Annotated in this window: 14 protein-coding genes; 9 read left to right on the top strand and 5 right to left on the bottom strand. The window is 73.2% G+C overall.

What is annotated here, in order from left to right:
• Positions 1–140: 140 nt before the first annotated feature.
• From AC1Z4A_RS12145 to AC1Z4A_RS12130, 4 genes are read left to right on the top strand one after another with little or no spacing between them, the layout of a single operon-like run.
• Complete coding sequence (locus AC1Z4A_RS12145) at positions 141–1,145, top strand: fumarylacetoacetate hydrolase family protein (protein ID WP_483678153.1); 1,005 nt, start codon at positions 141–143, stop codon at positions 1,143–1,145.
• Entirely contained in the window at positions 1,142–2,383 is a 1,242-nt protein-coding gene (locus tag AC1Z4A_RS12140) for a thiolase family protein (protein ID WP_483678151.1), read from the top strand. The genes AC1Z4A_RS12145 and AC1Z4A_RS12140 overlap by 4 nt, the downstream gene beginning before the upstream one ends.
• Entirely contained in the window at positions 2,380–3,930 is a 1,551-nt protein-coding gene (locus tag AC1Z4A_RS12135; protein ID WP_483678150.1) for an AMP-binding protein, read from the top strand. Before AC1Z4A_RS12140 ends, AC1Z4A_RS12135 begins: the two co-directional genes overlap by 4 nt.
• A 38-nt stretch (positions 3,931–3,968) precedes the next feature.
• Positions 3,969–4,775 (top strand): cyclase family protein, encoded by an 807-nt coding sequence (locus AC1Z4A_RS12130; protein WP_483678148.1) that lies wholly within the window; start codon positions 3,969–3,971, stop codon positions 4,773–4,775.
• Positions 4,776–4,823: 48 nt separating this feature from the next.
• Here AC1Z4A_RS12130 and AC1Z4A_RS12125 read toward each other — a convergent pair whose 3' ends face one another.
• Both AC1Z4A_RS12125 and AC1Z4A_RS12120 read right to left on the bottom strand, forming a co-directional pair.
• A complete protein-coding gene (locus AC1Z4A_RS12125; protein WP_483678147.1) occupies positions 4,824–5,885 on the bottom strand; it encodes a hypothetical protein in 1,062 nt (353 codons plus the stop codon).
• A 44-nt stretch (positions 5,886–5,929) separates the two neighbouring features.
• Complete coding sequence (locus AC1Z4A_RS12120; RefSeq protein ID WP_483678145.1) at positions 5,930–6,538, bottom strand: TetR/AcrR family transcriptional regulator; 609 nt, start codon at positions 6,536–6,538, stop codon at positions 5,930–5,932.
• A gap of 413 nt (positions 6,539–6,951) precedes the next feature.
• On the opposite strand from AC1Z4A_RS12120, the gene AC1Z4A_RS12115 reads away from it, so the two are divergent.
• The 4 genes from AC1Z4A_RS12115 to AC1Z4A_RS12100 all read left to right on the top strand — a co-directional run bounded on the left by AC1Z4A_RS12115 (position 6,952) and on the right by AC1Z4A_RS12100 (position 14,415).
• On the top strand, positions 6,952–7,770 hold the full coding sequence (locus AC1Z4A_RS12115) for a helix-turn-helix transcriptional regulator (RefSeq protein ID WP_483678143.1): 819 nt from the start codon (positions 6,952–6,954) through the stop codon (positions 7,768–7,770).
• Positions 7,771–7,971: 201 nt separating this feature from the next.
• A complete protein-coding gene (locus tag AC1Z4A_RS12110; protein ID WP_483678139.1) occupies positions 7,972–11,994 on the top strand; it encodes a type I polyketide synthase in 4,023 nt (1,340 codons plus the stop codon).
• A gap of 93 nt (positions 11,995–12,087) precedes the next feature.
• Positions 12,088–13,314 carry a crotonyl-CoA carboxylase/reductase gene (gene ccrA, locus AC1Z4A_RS12105; protein WP_483678137.1) on the top strand — a complete coding sequence of 409 codons (1,227 nt, stop codon included), beginning with the start codon at positions 12,088–12,090 and terminating at the stop codon, positions 13,312–13,314.
• A gap of 216 nt (positions 13,315–13,530) precedes the next feature.
• Positions 13,531–14,415 carry a Bax inhibitor-1/YccA family protein gene (locus AC1Z4A_RS12100; protein WP_483678135.1) on the top strand — a complete coding sequence of 295 codons (885 nt, stop codon included), beginning with the start codon at positions 13,531–13,533 and terminating at the stop codon, positions 14,413–14,415.
• A gap of 84 nt (positions 14,416–14,499) precedes the next feature.
• Here AC1Z4A_RS12100 and AC1Z4A_RS12095 read toward each other — a convergent pair whose 3' ends face one another.
• On the bottom strand, positions 14,500–14,730 hold the full coding sequence (locus AC1Z4A_RS12095) for a DUF4287 domain-containing protein (protein WP_483683572.1): 231 nt from the start codon (positions 14,728–14,730) through the stop codon (positions 14,500–14,502).
• Between the two features lie 98 nt (positions 14,731–14,828).
• Here AC1Z4A_RS12095 and AC1Z4A_RS12090 point away from each other — a divergent pair, with 98 nt between their 5' ends.
• A complete protein-coding gene (locus tag AC1Z4A_RS12090; RefSeq protein WP_483678134.1) occupies positions 14,829–15,161 on the top strand; it encodes a hypothetical protein in 333 nt (110 codons plus the stop codon).
• A gap of 3 nt (positions 15,162–15,164) precedes the next feature.
• On the opposite strand, the gene AC1Z4A_RS12085 is transcribed toward AC1Z4A_RS12090, so the two are convergent.
• Both AC1Z4A_RS12085 and AC1Z4A_RS12080 read right to left on the bottom strand, forming a co-directional pair.
• A complete protein-coding gene (locus tag AC1Z4A_RS12085) occupies positions 15,165–16,004 on the bottom strand; it encodes a hypothetical protein (protein ID WP_483678132.1) in 840 nt (279 codons plus the stop codon).
• 372 nt (positions 16,005–16,376) lie between these two features.
• On the bottom strand, positions 16,377–17,597 hold the full coding sequence (locus AC1Z4A_RS12080; protein ID WP_483678130.1) for an acetyl-CoA C-acetyltransferase: 1,221 nt from the start codon (positions 17,595–17,597) through the stop codon (positions 16,377–16,379).
• Positions 17,598–17,680: the final 83 nt, after the last annotated feature.

The raw sequence follows: 17,680 nt of genomic DNA, 5'->3' as shown, positions 1-17,680 counted from the left end.
ACCCGTGCACCGCAGAAGTGGCGGTACCGGTTCCGCCGCGAGTCCGTTCCTCCCACTCCTCGCTACAACCGCTCGACCTCTCCTGCATCACATATCCAGCGCTTCTGTCCCGAGCCGCCCACTCCACGAGGGGAGACGCCATGCGCCTGGTCACGTTCGAGAGGAAGAACCAACCGGACCGGCCCCGTGCCGGAGTGCTCCTGGACGAGGACGCGACCGTCCTCGACCTCGCCGCCGCCGCTCCCGGCGACGCGGCCTTCACCTCCCTCCAGGCCCTGATCGAAGCCGGCGAGGGCGCCCTCGACCGGGCGCGCGGGCTGTGCGACCGGCGCCCCGGCGGCGCCCTGCTCGACCGGGACGGCGTCCGGCTGCTGGCACCCCTGCCCCGACCGGCCCGGCTGCGCGACTGCGGGCTGTTCATCGCCCACCTCGAGTCGGGACTGCGGGAGCTGGCCCGGCGCCAGGCCGCCGCGGCCGCGGACCCCGCCGCCGAGTTCGACCGGCTGATGGCCGGCGGGCGCTTCGACCTCAGCCCGCTGTTCCGCGAGCGCGTCATGTACTACGTGGCCGACCACCTGGCCGTCAGCGGGCCCGAGGACGAGATCAGCGCGCCCTCGGGCTCGACGGAGCTGGACTTCGAGCTGGAATTCGCCGCCGTGGTGGGGCGCACGGGCCGGGACGTGAAGCCCGCCGAGGCCCACGAGTACGTCTTCGGCTACACGGTCTTCAACGACTGGAGCGCCCGGGACCTCCAGGCCGTGCTGATGCGGGCGGGCGTGGGCCCCTGCGAGGGCAAAGACTTCGCGGGCTCGAACACGCTCGGGCCGTGCATCGTCACCCGGGACGAGCTGACCGACCCGTACCACCTCACCATGACGGCCCGCGTCAACGGCGAGGAGTGGTCGCGCGGTGGCACGGACGGCATGGAGCACAGCTTCGAGGACGCCGTGGTGCACCTCAGCCGGGAGCAGGCGGTGCACCCCGGCGACGTCATCGGCTCCGGCACCGTGCCCTCCGGAACCGGCTTCGACCTGGGTCGGCACCTGCAGGACGGGGACGTGGTCGAGCTGGAGGTCGAGGGGATCGGGATCCTGCGGAACACCGTCCGCGTGCCCTCGGCCGCCGCGGACGCGGGCCGGTCATGAGCGACGTGTACGTGCTCGGCGTGGGCCGCACCGCCTACGGCAGGTTCCCGGACCTCTCCGTCGGCACGCTCGCGGGCGAGGCCCTCGCGCTGTGCCTCGCGGACGCCGGGGCCGGGCCGGCGGACGTCGGCGCGGTGTTCTTCGCCAACGCCACCCAGGGCGTCCTGGAGGGCCAGCACCTGATCCGCGGCCAGGTGGCGCTGCGCGCCGCGGGAATCGAGGGGATCCCCGTCCACAACGTGGAGAACGCCTGCGCGAGCGGCGCCACCGCGCTCCACCTGGCGGCCACCGCCGTCCGGGCGGGGGAGACGGACGTGGCCCTCGCCCTCGGCGCCGAGAAGATGTACGGCGCCGACGAGCACCGCATGGGCGAGGCGTTCCGGGGCGGCCTGGACGCGGCCCGCTGGGAGGCGGAGCTGAAGGCCCTGCGGGAGGCCGCCGGGGCCGCGGCGCCCCCGGGCGGCCGGCGCTCGGTGTTCATGGACGTCTACGCCGCCCTCGCCGCCCACTACCGGCGCCGCCACCCCTCCTGCACCCCGCGCGCCCTGGCCGCGGTCACCGCCAAGAACCGCCGGCACGGCTCCCTCAACCCCAGGGCGGCGCGCCGGGATCCGCTCACCGCCGACGAGGTGCTGGCCGCGCGCGAGATCGTGGCACCGCTGACGCTCCCCATGTGCGCGCCCATCGGCGACGGCGCCGCTGCGGCCCTCGTCTGCTCCCCGGCGGCGGCCCGCCGGCTGGGCGCCCGGCGGGCCGTGCGGATCCGGGCGAGCGTGGTCGCCTCGGGCACGGGCCGGTCCCTCGACGACGAGGCGCGGCAGATCACCCGCCGCGCCTCGGCCACCGCCTACGAGCGTGCGGGGCTCGGGCCCGCCGACGTCTCGCTCGCCGAGGTCCACGACGCGACGGCGGTCGGCGAGGTCCTCCAGCTGGAGGCCCTGGGGCTGGTGCCGCCCGGCGACGGCGCGCACGCCGCCGAGCGGGGCGACACGGCGCTCGGCGGCCGCCTCCCGGTGAACACCTCGGGCGGCCTGGAGTGCAACGGCCATCCGATCGGGGCCACCGGCATCGGGCAGGTGCACGAGCTGGTCACCCAGCTGCGGGGCGAGGCCGGGGACCGGCAGGCGCCCGGCGTGCGCATCGGGCTGGCCGAGAACGGCGGGGGCTTCCTGGGCTTCGAGGAGGCGGCCGCGGCCGTCGTCGTCCTGGAGGCGCCCGCGGCGGGGAGGGCCGGATGAACATCGCGGCCCTGCTGCACCGGGCCGCCGCCCGGACCCCGGACGCCCCCGCGGTGTGCGAGGGGAGCACCGTCCTGCGCGACTACCGCGAACTGGCCGGCCGGGCACGGGCCGTGGGCGCCGCGCTGCTCGGCGAGTACGGCCTGCGCCCCGGCGACCGGGTCGCGCTGGCCATGCGCAACACGCCGTACTACCCGGAGATCCTTTTCGGCGTGTGGTGGGCCGGGCTGGTGGCGACTCCGGTGAACGCCCGCCTCCACCCGAAGGAGTTCGCCCAGCAGACCGAGGACTGCACGGCGGCGCTGTGCGTGGCCACGGACGAACTCGTGGGCCCGTTACGGGAACAGGGCCTGGGCGCGACCGCGCTCGTGGCGGCGGCGGAGCTGACGGAGGCGGCGGAACGGGCGGCGCCGGGCCCCGGCGGGCCCCCGGCCGCGGCGGGCCCCGGCGACCCGGCGTGGCTGTTCTACACGAGCGGCACCACCGGCCATCCCAAGGGGGCGACGCTCACCCACGGCAATCTGGCCGCGGCCACGGACAGTGCACTCACCGACCTCGGCACGGGCGTCGACGCGTCGCTGCTGCACATCGCGCCCCTGTCGCACGCGGGCGGGCTGTTCGGGCTGGCCTACACCGCCCGGTCCCGGGCCCAGCTGTTCCCCCGGGGCGGCGTGGTGGACGCGGACACCCTGGGCGAAGTGCTGCGGGCCTTCGGCCCGGTGGCGTTCTTCGCGGTGCCGACCATCCTGCGCCGGCTGCTCGACCCGGGGCTGCTCCCCGACGACCTGGTCCCGGGCGTGCACCGCATCCTCTACGGCGGGGCGCCGATGTACCGCGAGGACCTGGAGAAGGTCATCGCGCGCTTCGGCGCCGGGCGGCTGTGGCAGGGGTACGGGCAGGGCGAGACGCCGGGCACGATCTCGCACCTGCGGCCGGAGGACCACCGGGGTGGCGCCCCCGGGGCCCTGGGCCGGCGACTGGAGAGCGTCGGCCGGGCACGTACCGGTGTCGAGCTGCGCGTCGTGGGGCCGGACGGCTCCGACGTGCCGCCCGGGACCACCGGCGAGGTGATCGTCAGGGGTGCCACCGTGATGGCGGGCTACTGGAACAACCCCGAGGCCACCGCGCACACGCTGCGCGGCGGCTGGCTGCACACCGGCGACCTGGGGCGCCTCGACGCGGACGGCTTCCTCACCCTGGTCGACCGGGCCAAGGACCTGATCATCGCCGGTGGGTCCAACATCTACCCGCGCGAGGTGGAGGAGGTGCTGCTGCGCCACCCCTCGGTCGCGGAGTCCGCCGTCGTCGGCGCCGCCGACCCCGAGTGGGGGGAGCTGCCCGTCGCCTTCGTGGTCCCGGCGGAGGGGAGCGGGGAGCACCCCGACCTGGCCGCCGAGCTGGAGCGCCACTGCCTTGCGCACCTGGCGCGCTTCAAGCGGCCGCGCCGCTTCGCGTTCGTGGCCGCGCTGCCCAGGAACTCCAACGGGAAGGTCCTCAAGACCGAACTGCGGGGACTGATCGGCCGGTCCCCGGACGCCACATCCTGACTGAGCGTCAGCTGAACTCGGAGAGAAGCTGAGACGAGATGAGCCGCATCGTCGACCTCACATCCCCCATCGACCCCCGTGACCTCGAACTCATCCCCAAGGACATGCCAGACCTCGCCCTGGTGGTGGCCCCCGAGGTCGACTACCAGACGCACGACGGGTGGGGCCTGGACTTCATGGTCGCCTCCTTCGGGTGCGACCCCGGCGACCTCCCCGGACGGGAGGGCCCGGCCGGAGAGGTGATGCGCGAGATCAGCACCCACTGCGGGACCCATGTGGACGCCCCGCTGCACAGCGGCCGGATGTGCGAGGGCCGTCCGGCGCGCAGCATCAGCGACATCGCGCTGGAGGAGCTGTTCCGGCCCGGCATGGTGCTGGACGTCCGCCCCTGGGTGAAACCGGCGGAGGCCATTCCGGTCGAGGCGCTCAAGCAGGCGATCGCGGCCGTGGGCCGGGACGTCGAGGAGGGGGACGCCGTCCTCATCCGCACCGGCCAGGAGCGCTACTCCCTGGGCGAGCCGGGCTACTTCGCCTACCCCGGCATGTCCGGCGAGGGCACCCGCTACCTCACCGGCCTGGGGGCCACGGTCCTGGGCACGGACGCCATCGGCTGGGACCGCCCGATCCCCGCGATGCGCAAGGCGTTCCAGGAGACCGGCGACCCCCGGCACATCTGGGACGGGCACTACGCGATCCAGGACAAGGAGGCGCTGATCGTCCAGCAGCTGGTGAACCTGGGCGCGCTGCCCCCGACCGGGTTCACGGTCGGCTTCTTCCCGCTGAAGCTCACCGGGACGAGCGCGGCGCCCGCCCGGGTGGTCGCCTTCGTCGACGACGGCTCCTGAGCGGGAACGCCGTGCGGGGCCGGGCGCACCCGGCCCCGCACGGGCGGATCACGACGCGAGGGTGGCCTGCGGCTCCTTGCCGGGGGCCGGGGCGCCGGCTGCGGCGGCGGCCGCCTTGGCCTGCTCGCGGCGGCTGCCGATCACGAACATCGCGAGTCCGGCGACCAGCCAGCAGGACAGCACGATCAGGGCGTGCGAGCTGCCGGAGCCGTCGAAGAAGGCGACCGAGCGCAGCAGGGTGCCGCCCGCGCCCGGCGGAAGGTACTGGCCGAAGGCGCCCCAGGGGGCGGGCAGCCACTCCGGGCCGCCGGTCAGCCCGGACAGCGGGTTGCCCAGGAGGATCATCATGGCCGCGCCCAGGCCGATGCCGGGCCCGCCCAGCACGGCCCGCAGGCCCATGATGGTCACGCAGGTGGCGGCCGTGCTGAAGGCGACGGTCAGGGAGATCATCGCGTAGCTGCCGTCGGTGATGCCGAAGCCGTACTTCAGCAGGGCGCTGAGCGCGAAGCCGGCGAGGACCGAGAAGCCGAGCGCGGTGGCGCCCTGCTGGGCCGGGACGCGCAGCAGGGTCAGGATCAGCAGCGCGGCGAGGTAGCCGCCGAGCACCAGCGGCAGCGCGCCGGACGCGAGGCCCACGCCGTTGGGGTCGTCCTCCGTGGGCGGGTAGAGGTCCTTGACCTGCACGGGGGAGTTGGCGGTGGCCGGGTCGAGGGAACGGGCCAGGTTGCGCAGCGCCACGGCGACCGTCGGGCTGGCCTTGGTGGCGATCAGGACCTCGGGCTTGGCCCCCGGCGTGCTGCCGAGGACCACCGCGCCGTAGACCTTGCGGTCGTCGATCCGCTCGCGGGCGGTGTCGGCGTCGGCGACCTTCTTGACGCTGAAGGCGCCGGGCTTGGCCTCCTCCAGCTGCGCGGCGACCTTGTCGGCGGCGGCCTCGGGGCCCGCGACGGCGATCGGCACCTTGTGCGGGCCGGAGTTGACGGCCGGTAACGCGAAGGCGGTGAGCATGGCCGCGAGCAGGGCGGTGAGGGCGACGATCAGGACCGGGACCTTGCGCCAGCCCGCCGCCGCAGCGGCGGCGGGATCGGTACTGGCAGGCGTACGGGACATGGCGGTGACTCTCTCTGTGTGCGTAGGGGCTCTCTGTGCGTACGTCAGAGGTCGACGCGGACGCTCTGCATCGCCTGCTGCACGACCTCCCGGACGGGGGTGCCGGAGCCGCTGGTCACCCAGTGCTCGAAGCTGAGCCGGGTCGTGGTGATGGCGAGCGTGGCCGCCAGCCGTGGGTAGAGGTCCCGCTCGGGGTCGGTGCCGGTGCGCCGGGCGATCTCGGCGGCCAGGGTGGCGGCCATCGACGCCTCGAACCGGAGCTGTTCGGCGGCCAGCTGGGAATGGGCGATCGCCAGCCGGGCGCGCAGCAGGACGGACGGCTCGAAGTCGGGCTCGGCCTGCAGGGTTTCGACGAGCGCGTGGGTCAGGGCCTCCCACAGCGGCTCCTCGGCCGGCCGGGCGCGCAGCGCCTCCCGGGCGCGCTCGGCCCGTTCGGTGCCGGTGGCCATGACGGCCTCCTCCTTGCTGGAGAAGTAGTTGTTGAAGGTGCGGGCCGAGACCCCGGCCGCGGCCGCGATGTCCTCCACGCGCACGGCCTCCCAGCCGCGCTCCGCGGCCAGTCGCAGTGCCGCCAGGCCCAGTGCCGTCCGGGTGGACTGCTTCTTGCGCTCCCGGAGTCCGGGGCCGGAGGCGCCCTTCTGTGCTGTGCCCATGGCGGTCACAGTACAGAAAGTGCGTGCCGCGCAGAATTGCGCACCGCGCAAAAATAGCCAGGCCCCCGCGGTGGCGAGGTACCGTGCCCCGGCGGGGAATCGGCGGACGGGAGGGGCGGCGTAGCTGATCAGGGGGCCGGAAGGGCGCCGGACAGGGATGTGCCGCGGGGTGGTTCACCGGCCATTTGGCCGAATATCAACTGCCCGGAAACAGTTGTTCATTGACGGAGTTACGCTACGGTCTGTAGCGTAACTCCTGGCGGTCCGTGAATGCGGGGGAGGCGCGAGTTGTAGGGAGGCAAGGGTTTTCGGCCGTCTCTGCGCATCCTTTCCCGGTTTCTTGCCAACCCCTTGAGATTGCGTGCGCAGCTCGCCGTTCTTGGACGGGATTCAGCGAACTCACTGGGGCGTGCATGCGTATTCCCAATTCTCTCTACGTGGTCCCCGACGTATCCGACCGGGGCATTCCCACGGAACCGCCGGACGGTTCCGGCGCGGTGGACGGCGAAATCGACCAGGTGCTGTCGCAGATGCGATCTCTGATCGAATCCGTCGTGAACAACAGTCAAATTCGCACGCTGGAGGACTCGACCCTCGCGGACATCGACGACAGGTCCGTGGCCGCCGGTGCGCTCAACCGCATCGTGGCCCAGGCCAAGTCCTCGGTGAACATCCACATACCCAACACCCGCGATGCGCTCCTGATGGTGGGCTCGGCGCTGAGCGCCCTCGCCGCCCGCCGGACGGAGGGCACCCGGGTCCAGATCCTCGCGCCGCCCGAGTCGGCCGCCGACCAGCGCCTGGCCGAACTCGCCGGCCTCGTCGACGAGGTGGAGATCCGGCTCGCCCCCGGGGTGCACTACGCCACCGTCGTCGTCGACCAGCGCGTCGCCCTCGTCCGGTCCGGCGAGCCCGGCAGGGACACCGAGGCGTCGGTGGTCCGCGCCCCGGGGGTGGTGGGGGCGCTGCACGACATCATGCTGACGGCATGGCACCGCGCCGCCCCGCTGACGCGATATCAGCAGTTGCACGAGTGCCTCCGCCAGGACTCCGGGGTGCGCATCCTGCGCATGCTCGGCGAGGGCTACACCGACGACGTGGCCGCCCGCGAACTCGAGATCTCCGTACGCACCTACCGCAGGCGGGTCGCCGACATCATGCGCCTGCTGGGCGCGCGCTCCCGCTTCCAGGCAGGGGTCTACGCCGCCGGCATCGGGCTGTTACGGACGTGAGTCCCGACCGTGTCGGCCGCGTCACACCGAGTCAGGAACCTGTCAGCGGCGCCCTCGCTTTTCAGCCGCTCCGGGGGCGCCGCGGCAATTACCGGACGGCCTCTTGAACATCCCTTGCGCGTATTCCAGAGTCGGAGACCGACCCCGCGCAGGCCCACTGCCGCGCGATTTCCCCTCCGATGCAAGGAAGTCACGTACATCATGGGCGAATACGACCCCGTGCGGCCTGCACCGATCGCGATCGTGGGAATCGGATGCCGGGTGCCCGGCGCCGACGGACCCGAGGCCTTCTGGAAACTCCTGATGGACGAGGCCTGTTCGGTCGAGGACGTGCCGCCGACCCGATTCGGCCGGCCGTACCAGATTCCCGGGGCACGCGTGCGCTCCGGACTGCTCGACGACGTGGACCTGTTCGACGCCGAATACTTCGGGATTTCCCCGAGGGAGGCGGCGGGCATGGACCCCCAGCAGCGGCTCTTCATGGAGACCGTCTGGGAGGCCCTGGAGGACGCCGGCCAGGACACCGCCAAGCTGGCCGGGACCCGCACCGGGGTCTACGTCGGCACCACCGCCGTGCACTACTGGGAGCTGCAGCAGTCCGTCGGGGCGCCCGACATCCACGCCTCGCTCGGCGCCGGCTCCCGCTCCACCACCACCGGCCGGGTCTCCTTCGCCCTGGACGTGACCGGCCCGGGCATCTCCGTCGACACCGCCTGCTCCTCCTCCCTGACCGCCATCGCGCTCGCCTGCCAGAGCCTGGAGTCCGGCGAGTCCACCCTGGCCATCGCGGGCGGCTCCCAGCTGCTGCTGACCAGCACCGAGAACCACGGCTTCGTCGACGCCAACGTCTTCGCGGACAACTGCCGGTTCGGCGACGCCTCCGCCTCGGGCTTCGTCTTCAGCGAGGGCGTCGGGGCGGTCCTCCTCAAGCCGCTGGACCGCGCCCTCGCGGACGGCGACCCCATCCGCGCGGTCATCCGCGGCTGGGGCATGAACAACGACGGTGCCGGCAGCGACACCATGATCAACCCCGCGCTCAGCGGCCAGCAGCAGATGCTGCAGCTGGCCTACGACCACGCCGGGATCCCGGTGGCCGAGGTGGACTACATCGAGTGCCACGGCACCGGCACCCGCGCCGGAGACCCCGTCGAACTCGGCGCGATCACCTCCGTCATGGCAGCCGAGCGCCCCGCGGGGCAGCCGCTGTACGTCGGCTCGGTCAAGAGCAACATCGGGCACACCGGCTCCGCCGCCGGCGTCCTCGGGCTGATCAAGACCGTGATGGCCCTCCAGCACCGCACGATCCCCCGCAGCCTGCACGTCACCGAGCGCACCTCGTCGGTCGACTGGGACGGCGCGCATGTCGACATCCCGCACGCCGGTGCCGTGCCGCTGACGGACCGCCGGCGGACGCTGACCGCCGGAGTGAGCGGCTTCGGCGTCTCCGGCACCAACGTGCACCTGGTGCTCACCGAGGCCGGGCCCGCCGGGAGCGCCGAGGAGCCCGCCGCGGGCCCGGAGAGCGGCGCCGAGCACCTGCTGACGCTCTCCGCCGCCTCCCCCGAGGCCCTGCGGCAGCGGGCCCGGGATCTCGCCGGCCACCTCGGCCCCGACGGCGCCGGCCGCTCCGCGGACCTCGCCGACCTCTGCCACACCGCCGCCACCCGCCGCGTCCACAACGACTGCAGGCTCTCCGTCGTCGGCGACAGCCACGACGCCCTGGCCGCCCGGCTGCGCGAGGCCCTGGACGAGGACGGCGAGACGGGCTACGCGGGCAGCCCCCGGGTCGCCTTCGTCTTCTCCGGCCACGGCTCGCAGTGGATCGGCATGGCCCGCGAACTCATGGACGCCTCCCCGGCGTTCAGCGCCGCGCTCATCCGCTGCGACGAGGCCGTCCGTGCCGAGACCGGCTGGTCCGTCATCGACCGCCTCACCGACGGCACCGACCTGCGCTCCGAGACCGTCGCCGTCGTCCACCCCGTGCTCTGGGCCGTCCAGGTCTCCCTCGCCGAGACCTGGCGGGCCTGGGGAGTCGAGCCGGACGTGGTCATCGGGCACAGCATGGGCGAGTCCGCGGCCGCCTGCGTGGCGGGCGCCCTCGACCTGGCCGACGCCGCGGCCGTGGTCTGCCGCCGCGCCCGGCTGATCCGCGACCGCGTGGCCGGCCAGGGCACCATGTCGGTGGCCGCCCTGACCGCCGCCGACGCCGAGCGGCTCATCGCCGACCTCGCCGTCGACGTCTCCGTCGCGGCCAGCAACGGCCCGCGCACCACCGTCCTGGCCGGCGAGGTCGAGGGCATCGAGAAGATCAAGGCCGAGCTGGACGCCCGCGACGTCTTCTGCCGCATCATGAAGGCCGAGGCCGCCTCGCACTGCGCCAAGATGGAACCGCTGCTCGGCGAACTCGCCGAGGAACTGCGGGACATCGAGCCGCACGCCGGCCGGGTGCCGCTGCGCTCCACGGTCACCGGCGAGCTGGTGGACGGAGCCGGGCTCGACGCCTCGTACTGGGTCCGCAACATCCGCGGCCGCGTCCACTTCCACGAGGCTGTGCTCACCACCGCCGCCGAGGCCGAGACCGTCTTCATCGAGATCAGCCCGCACCCCGTGCTGTCCGGCGCGGTCAAGGACACCCTGGAGGACGCCGGCCTGCCCGGCGCCGCCATCGGCTCGCTCCTGCGCGAGGAGCCCGAGCGCGAGACCCTGCTGACCCACCTGGGCAAGGCGTACGAGGCCGGGGTCGCCGTCGACTGGAACAAGCTTCACGGCAGCGGCCGCTGCGTGCCCCTGCCCGCCTACCCCTGGCAGCGCGAGAGCTACTGGGTGGAGGACCTCGACGCGCTGCCGCAGACCCACGAGTTCCGGCTGGACGAGCCCGGCTCGCCGTTCGTCACCGCGGACCCGGCCGGCGGACCGGCCGTGGTGCACGGGCCCGAGTTCACGGAGGCGGTCCGGGCCGCGGCCGCCCGCACCGCGGGCACCGAGGCGGTGCGGCTGACCGGCGCCGACATCGGGGAGCCGCTGCTGGTGCACCCCGGGGAGCAGCCCGTGCTGCGGGTCGTCCTGACCCCCGAGGCCGAGGACCGGACCTGGCGGTTCGAACTCACCAGCCGGCCCGCACCGGGCCAGGGCGAGTGGACCGGGCGCGCCTCTGGCACCGTCACCGCCCTGCCCGGCGCCGACGCCGCGCCCGCGCCGCTCGAGGACGTCCTGGGCCGGTGCACCGAGCGCCTGGACGCCGCGGAGTTCTACCGCCGCACCGACCCGGGCGGCATGCTCCCGCGCCTCCTGGAGGAGGTCCGGATCGGGCAGGGCGAGGCCGTCGCCCGGCTGCGCCGCCCCGCGGGGCTGGAGCCGCGCCCCGGCCACCCGGTGCACCCCCGGCTGGTGGGGGCGGCCTACCAGCCCGGCCTGGCGCTGGTGGCCGACCCGTCGCTGCTGGAGCCGCGCATCACCGGGTTCCTGGTGTCCGGCCCGGCGACGGAGGAGCTGTGGACCACGTGCCGGATCACGCAGGACGCGGCGGGCGGGCTCGCCCTGGACGTCGCCCTCTTCGACGCGGACCGGCAGGTCGTCGCCGAGGCCAAGGGCATGCCGATACGTCGCCGGACCGGCGAGAAGACCGAGGAAGACAAGGTGAACGCGACCATGGCGGCTGAGCACACGAGAGCGGCGGAGCCGGAGGAGCGCCGGGACCGCGCCACGACCGCCCCCGCGGACCAGGGCGTCGAGCTGACCGGCGAGCTGCGGCTGACCGACCCGGCCAGCGGCTTCGTGATCGAGCTGCGGGGCAGCCTGCGCATCGCCACGGGCGGACTCGGACAGGCGGCGGCCGCCCCGGCCCCCGCCGCCCCGGCCCGGGAGACGGCCCCCGCGCCGCTCGCGGCACCCGCCGCGGCCCCGGTGGCCCCCGTCCCCGCCCCGGCCGCCGCGCAGCCCGCCGCCGCTCCCGTCGCGGCCGCCCCCGAGGCGCCCGCCGCCGACGACGACCGGCCGCTCGCCGACCGCGTGGCGCAGCACGTCGCCGAGGTGCTCGGGATGCGCGTCACCCGGCTCGACGTCAACAAGCCCTTCAGCCGGCTCGGCATGGACTCGCTGATGGCCACCGAGCTGCGCAAGCGCCTGGAGCGGGAGCTGGGCGTCCCGGTTCCCGTCGCCCGTCTGGCCCGCGGCACCAGCACCGCGTCCCTGGCCCGGGAACTCGCGACCGCGACCGCCGCCTGACGCAACACGCACGGCCGCGCGGCGCACCGCAGCACCGCGCGGCACCCGACCACTGCCGCAGAACGACGGGGGTCACATCATGTGGAGGAAGAGTTGACCAAGGACCTGTACGACATCGGCCAGATGCCGCCCCTGGGCGAGGTGCCCGCGCGCATGCACGCGTCGGTCATCCGCCCGGAGCGGTACGGCCCGCCGGAGCAGGGCTTCGCCATGGAGGTCGTGGACGTGCCGAAGGTCGGCCGCGGCCAGGTGCTCGTCTACGTCATGGCCGCGGGGATCAACTACAACAACGTCTGGGCCTCCCTCGGCTACCCCTACGACGTCGTCGCCGCCCGCCGCAAGAAGGGCGAGCCCGAGAACTTCCACATCGGCGGGTCCGAGGGATCGGGCATCGTCTGGGCCGTGGGCGAGGGCGTCACGTCCGTGTCCGTCGGCGACGAGGTGATGCTCTCGGGCTGCACCTGGGACGAGACCGCCCAGGACATCCGGCTCGGCGCCGACCCCATGACCTCGGCCACCCAGACCGCCTGGGGGTACGAGACCAACTTCGGCACCTTCGCGCAGTACGCCCTGGTGTCCGACTACCAGTGCCACCCCAAGCCCGCCAACCTGTCCTGGGAGGAGGCGGCCTGCTTCCTGCTGACGGGAGCCACCGCCTACCGGCAGCTGTGCGGCTGGGCCCCGCACACCGTGGAGCCCGGCGACCCGGTGCTGATCTGGGGCGGCGCGGGCGGCCTCGGCTCGATGGCGATCCAGATCACCCGCATCCGCGGCGGCATCCCCGTCGCCGTGGTCTCCGACGACGAGCGCGGCAAGTTCTGCCTGGAGCTCGGCGCGGAGGGCTACATCAACCGCAACGACTTCGACCACTGGGGCCGGCTCCCCGACACCACGGACGGCGCGGCCATGGCGAAGTGGATGAAGGGCGCCCGCGCCTTCGGCAACAGGTTCTGGGAGATCATCGGTGAGCGCCGGTCGCCGAGGATCGTGCTCGAGCACAGCGGCCAGAACACCATCCCCACCTCGATGTACCTGTGCGACACCGCGGGCATGGTGGTCATCTGCGGCGGCACGACCGGCTACAACGCCGACGTGGACCTGCGCTTCCTGTGGATGCGGCAGAAGCGCCTCCAGGGCTCCCACTTCGCCAACCTCAAGCAGTGCCGCCAGGTGATCGAGCTGGCCGCGAGCAAGAAGCTCGACCCCTGCCTCTCCTGGGTCGGCGACTTCGAGGAGACCGGCCGGGCGCACCAGCTCATGCACGAGAACAAGCACCCCTCGGGCAACATGGCCGTGCGCGTGAACGCCCTCAAGGGCTGACCTCGGCCGACGGCGGTCAGGGCCGGACGGCGGCGTCCCCGGGGCGCCGCCATCCGGCCCGCAGTCGTTTGCAGGGCGGAACCGACCACCTCAGGATTGCGTTGTCAGGTAGGGGATGCACGGGCAAAAAGATCGTCCCGAAGCAGGAGAGCCATTCTTTTGCCTACCTATTACCCTTAGCGGCAAGGCCGCGCAGGGTGGCCATGGAGGAGTGAGATGAGGAGCAGCAACCCGGTCTTCTCGCGACGGGGGTTCAGCCGCGACAACGGCTACGCGGGCTTCGGCGCGGGGCCGCAGGCCGGGGCCGCCAACCCTTACGCGACGAACCCGTACGCCGACAACCCGTACGCCCAGCCCACGAACCCGTACGCGGGGAACCCGTACGCGCAGGACGCGCAGGGCGCGCCGTACGTCCAGCAGCGCTACCCGCAGGCGCCCGCCCAGGCGGGCCGCATGACGATGGACGACGTCGTCGCGCGCAGCGCCATCACGCTGGGCGCCGTGATCGTCGCCGCGGGCCTCGCCTGGGCGCTGGACCTGCCCGTGGCCCTCGGCTTCGGCGCGGGCCTCGTGGCGATGGTGCTCGGCCTCGTCCAGTCGTTCAAGGCCAAGCCGGCCCCGGCCCTGATCCTGGCGTACGCGGTCTTCGAGGGTCTCTTCCTCGGCGTCCTCAGCCAGGCGTACAACGACATCGCGCGCGGCGCCCCGATGCAGGCCGTGCTGGGCACGATGGCCGTCTTCGCGGGTGTGCTCATCGCCTACCGCACCCGGATCATCCGGGTCGACCAGCGGTTCACGCGCTTCGTGGTCGGCGCCGCGATCGGCTTCATCCTGCTGATGGCCGCGAACGCCCTGTTCGCCGTCTTCGGCGGCGGTGACGGCCTCGGCTTCCGCAGCGGCGGCCTGGGCATCGCCGTGGGCGTCGTGGGCGTGCTGCTGGGTGCGGCCTTCCTGGCGCTGGACTTCAAGCAGATCGAGGACGGCGTGCGGTACGGCGCCCCCCGTGAGGAGTCCTGGCTGGCCGCCTTCGGTCTGACGCTGTCGCTGGTGTGGATCTACACGGAGATCCTCCGGATCATCGCGATCCTCAACCAGGACTGACGTCCGCGAGCACCACAGGGCCCGGGAAGGCACCGCCTTCCCGGGCCCTGTGCCGTTCTGCCGGACCGCCGTCCGGGCGGGGCCTCACCCCAGCTTGCGCGCGGCCCGTCGGAGGTCGTATTCGTGGACGATCGCCTTGGCGTGGCCGTACGCGAGGTCGTGCGCTCCGCGCAGCCAGCTGACCTTCTCCTCGAAGCGGACGAGGGAGGGGCCTTCGTCGACCGTGCGCAGCCATTCGGAGACTTCACGGCCGGTGCATTGGGGGATCCGGGAGAGCAGGTTCCGGTGGGTCTCGTCGGAGAAGACGTGGGACATCGGCGCCTCCGGACGCGTCGAATGATGGTCCTTCATGTCACCGTGCCCGAGTGTTCAGCCATTGGCAACAGTCGGTCGGCGGCGCATAGGCTCGTGGCGTGGATGATGTGACGCCTCTGCTGGATGCCGTGGACAGCTTCGCCGACCGACTGCGGGCCCTGCCCCAGTCCCGACTGAGCCGGGGTGCGGCCGCGGAAGCGCTGGCCCTGGCCAGAGAGTTGTCCGGGTGGACGCAGCGGATCGAGGAGCCGGGACGCGCGGAGCCCCGGGAGATGCCCGACGCGGGCATGTTCGCGGTGGCCGACCAAGTGGCGGTGGCCGGCCATGATTTGGCCGAAGCCCTGGCCTCCGGGGAGCCGGTTCCGGCCGGATTCGGCACGCCGGAAGCGGTGGCCCTGGTGGAGGAGGCGGCGCGCCGCGCGGGCCTGTAAGCCCTACAGCGAGGCGATCACCCGGTCGGCCAGCACGTACAGGGAGCCGGAAGCGCAGCGGAACGTCAGCGCGTACGCCCCGGCGACCCCGGAACCGCCCAGCAGCACGGGCGCGTCCCCGCCCCGCAGCGCCTCCGCGAGCCGCTCCGAGGTCTCCCGGTGGCCGGGCGTCATACAGACGGTCGTGCCGTCGGCGAAGACGTACACATCGAGCGTCCCCAGCGGCCCGGGCCGCACGTCCGCCAGCGGAATCTCCGCATCCGCCAGCTCCGCGAGCCGCTCCACGGTGCGCTCGTGGTCGTCGGCGACGGACGCCGGGGTGAAGTCGGGGTGCGAGGGGTGGCGCCGCCGCGCGGCGGCCAGCTCGGGGGAGTCCGCGGCCTCCGACTCGAGGTCGGCCGCGGCTTCCGCGGCGGCGATCGGGTCGAAACCGGCGAAGTCGGCCTGGCGGGGCAGGAAGAGACCGCCGTACGGGCCCTCGACGAGCGACTCGTCGCCCAGCCCGGGCAGCCCGCCCAGCACGGACGGCGCATCGGCGGCACCGGCCAGGTCCCGGGCCTCCTGGGCGGCCCAGAACGCACGGGCCTCGGCCAGCTCCCGCTCGCGCTCCTCGGCGAGCGCGTCGGCGACGGCGGCGCGTATCTCGGACAGCTCCGCGACGGGGGCGGAACGGGCAGGGGGCACCGCGGCACGGTGCTCCTCGCGGGCCTCGGTGGCCGCCGCGAGGTCGGCACGCAGGGCGGTGATCTGCCGGCGCAGACCGCGAGTGCTGTACAGGGCGGCGGCGCCCGCGGCCGTGGCGGCACCCGCGGCCAGCAGCAGGGCAAGGGACATGGCGCTCACTGACGTACTCCCGGTTGCTATGGATCCCCCGAATTCCTACCTCAGCTTCGCGCACGTCTCCGGCGGCCCCCAGTGCAAAACGTCGTGAACCGGACGGGACTTAGGGCCCGGACGTTGTACCTTCAACCACTCTGACCTGGGGAAACGAATCTCCCCCGGGATGTTGGTCACATCCTGGGGGAGATTGGGTCACGTTTCGGCAAGGTGGCCGGATGATGCTGCGGGCAGATGCCACCCGACCACTAAAAGCGGGATTTGCTCAGCTCAGCCGCTCAGCTCAGCCGCTCGTGCTTGTGGTCGCGCTGAGCTTCGCCTCCGCTGCGGGCAGGTGCCGCCTTCGTGCCTCAGGCGACCCCTACCCTCCGCTGCGGCTCAGCTCATCCGCTCGATGACCATGGCCATGCCCTGCCCACCGCCGACGCACATGGTCTCCAGCCCGAACTGCTTGTCGTGGAACTGGAGAGAGTTGATCAGCGTGCCGGTGATCCGTGCGCCCGTCATGCCGAAGGGGTGGCCCACCGCGATCGCGCCGCCGTTGACGTTGAGCTTGTCGATGTCGATGCCCAGGTCCCGGTAGGAGGGGATGACCTGGGCCGCGAAGGCCTCGTTGATCTCGACCAGGTCGATGTCGCCGATGGTCAGCCCGGCCCGCCGCAGCGCCTGCTTGCTGGCCTCCACGGGCCCGAGGCCCATGATCTCGGGGGAGAGCGCCGAGACGCCCGTCGAGACGATCCGGGCCAGCGGGGTCAGGCCCAGCTCCCGCGCCTTGGTGTCGGACATGATCACCACGGCGGCGGCGCCGTCGTTGAGCGGGCAGCAGTTGGCCGCTGTGATCAGGCCGTCCGGACGGAAGGCGGGCTTGAGGCCCTGGACGCCTTCCAGGGTCACGCCCGCGCGCGGGCCGTCGTCCTTGGCGACGACCGTGCCGTCGGGCAGCGTCACCGGGGTGATCTCGCGCTCCCAGAAGCCCTTCTCGATGGCCTCCTCGGCGAGGTTCTGCGACCGCACGCCGAACTCGTCCATGTCCTGGCGGGTGACGCCCTTGAGGCGGGCCAGATTCTCGGCGGTCTGGCCCATCGCGATGTACGCGTCCGGGATCAGGCCGTCCTCGCGCGGGTCGTGCCAGCCCTCGCCGCCCTGCTCGGCGCGGGCGGCCGTGCGGGCCTCGGCGTCGGCGAAGAGGGGGTTGTGGGTGCCGGGGATCCCGTCCGAGGAGCCGTTGACCGAGCGGGAGACCATCTCCACGCCCGCCGAGATGAAGACGTCGCCCTCGCCCGCCTTGATCGCGTGCAGTGCCATCCGCGAGGTCTGCAGCGAGGAGGCGCAGTAGCGGGTGATCGTGGTGGCGGGCAGGTGGTCCATGCCCATCTGCACGGCCACGATGCGGGCGAGGTTGTGGCCCTGCTCGCCGCCGGGCATGCCGCAGCCGAGCATCAGGTCGTCGATCTCGCGCGGGTCCAGCGCCGGGATCCTGGCGAGCGCGGCCTGGATGATCGTGGCGGTGAGGTCGTCGGGCCGCAGCTCCTTGAGGGAGCCCTTGAAGGCGCGGCCGATGGGGGAGCGGGCGGTCGAGACGATGACGGCTTCGGGCATCACGGCTCCAGGGGCACGAGTTGGCTGGACTCTCCGGGAAGTTACCCGCAAGTACGCTCGTGGTCACGGGCTCGTGGCTGTGA

The organism is Streptomyces sp. 17_S59, assembly GCF_056930295.1.
This window is presented reverse-complemented; position numbering and strand designations above follow the sequence as displayed.

Excerpts from the sequence above, each read along its gene's own strand:
- AC1Z4A_RS12145 (WP_483678153.1), top strand. The coding sequence starts at position 141 with ATGCGCCTGGTCACGTTCGAGAGGAAGAACCAACCGGACCGGCCCCGT.
- AC1Z4A_RS12140 (WP_483678151.1), top strand. The coding sequence starts at position 1,142 with ATGAGCGACGTGTACGTGCTCGGCGTGGGCCGCACCGCCTACGGCAGG.
- AC1Z4A_RS12135 (WP_483678150.1), top strand. The coding sequence starts at position 2,380 with ATGAACATCGCGGCCCTGCTGCACCGGGCCGCCGCCCGGACCCCGGAC.
- AC1Z4A_RS12130 (WP_483678148.1), top strand. The coding sequence starts at position 3,969 with ATGAGCCGCATCGTCGACCTCACATCCCCCATCGACCCCCGTGACCTC.
- AC1Z4A_RS12125 (WP_483678147.1), bottom strand. The coding sequence starts at position 5,885 with ATGTCCCGTACGCCTGCCAGTACCGATCCCGCCGCCGCTGCGGCGGCG.
- AC1Z4A_RS12120 (WP_483678145.1), bottom strand. The coding sequence starts at position 6,538 with ATGGGCACAGCACAGAAGGGCGCCTCCGGCCCCGGACTCCGGGAGCGC.
- AC1Z4A_RS12115 (WP_483678143.1), top strand. The coding sequence starts at position 6,952 with ATGCGTATTCCCAATTCTCTCTACGTGGTCCCCGACGTATCCGACCGG.
- AC1Z4A_RS12110 (WP_483678139.1), top strand. The coding sequence starts at position 7,972 with ATGGGCGAATACGACCCCGTGCGGCCTGCACCGATCGCGATCGTGGGA.
- AC1Z4A_RS12100 (WP_483678135.1), top strand. The coding sequence starts at position 13,531 with ATGAGGAGCAGCAACCCGGTCTTCTCGCGACGGGGGTTCAGCCGCGAC.
- AC1Z4A_RS12095 (WP_483683572.1), bottom strand. The coding sequence starts at position 14,730 with ATGTCCCACGTCTTCTCCGACGAGACCCACCGGAACCTGCTCTCCCGG.
- AC1Z4A_RS12080 (WP_483678130.1), bottom strand. The coding sequence starts at position 17,597 with ATGCCCGAAGCCGTCATCGTCTCGACCGCCCGCTCCCCCATCGGCCGC.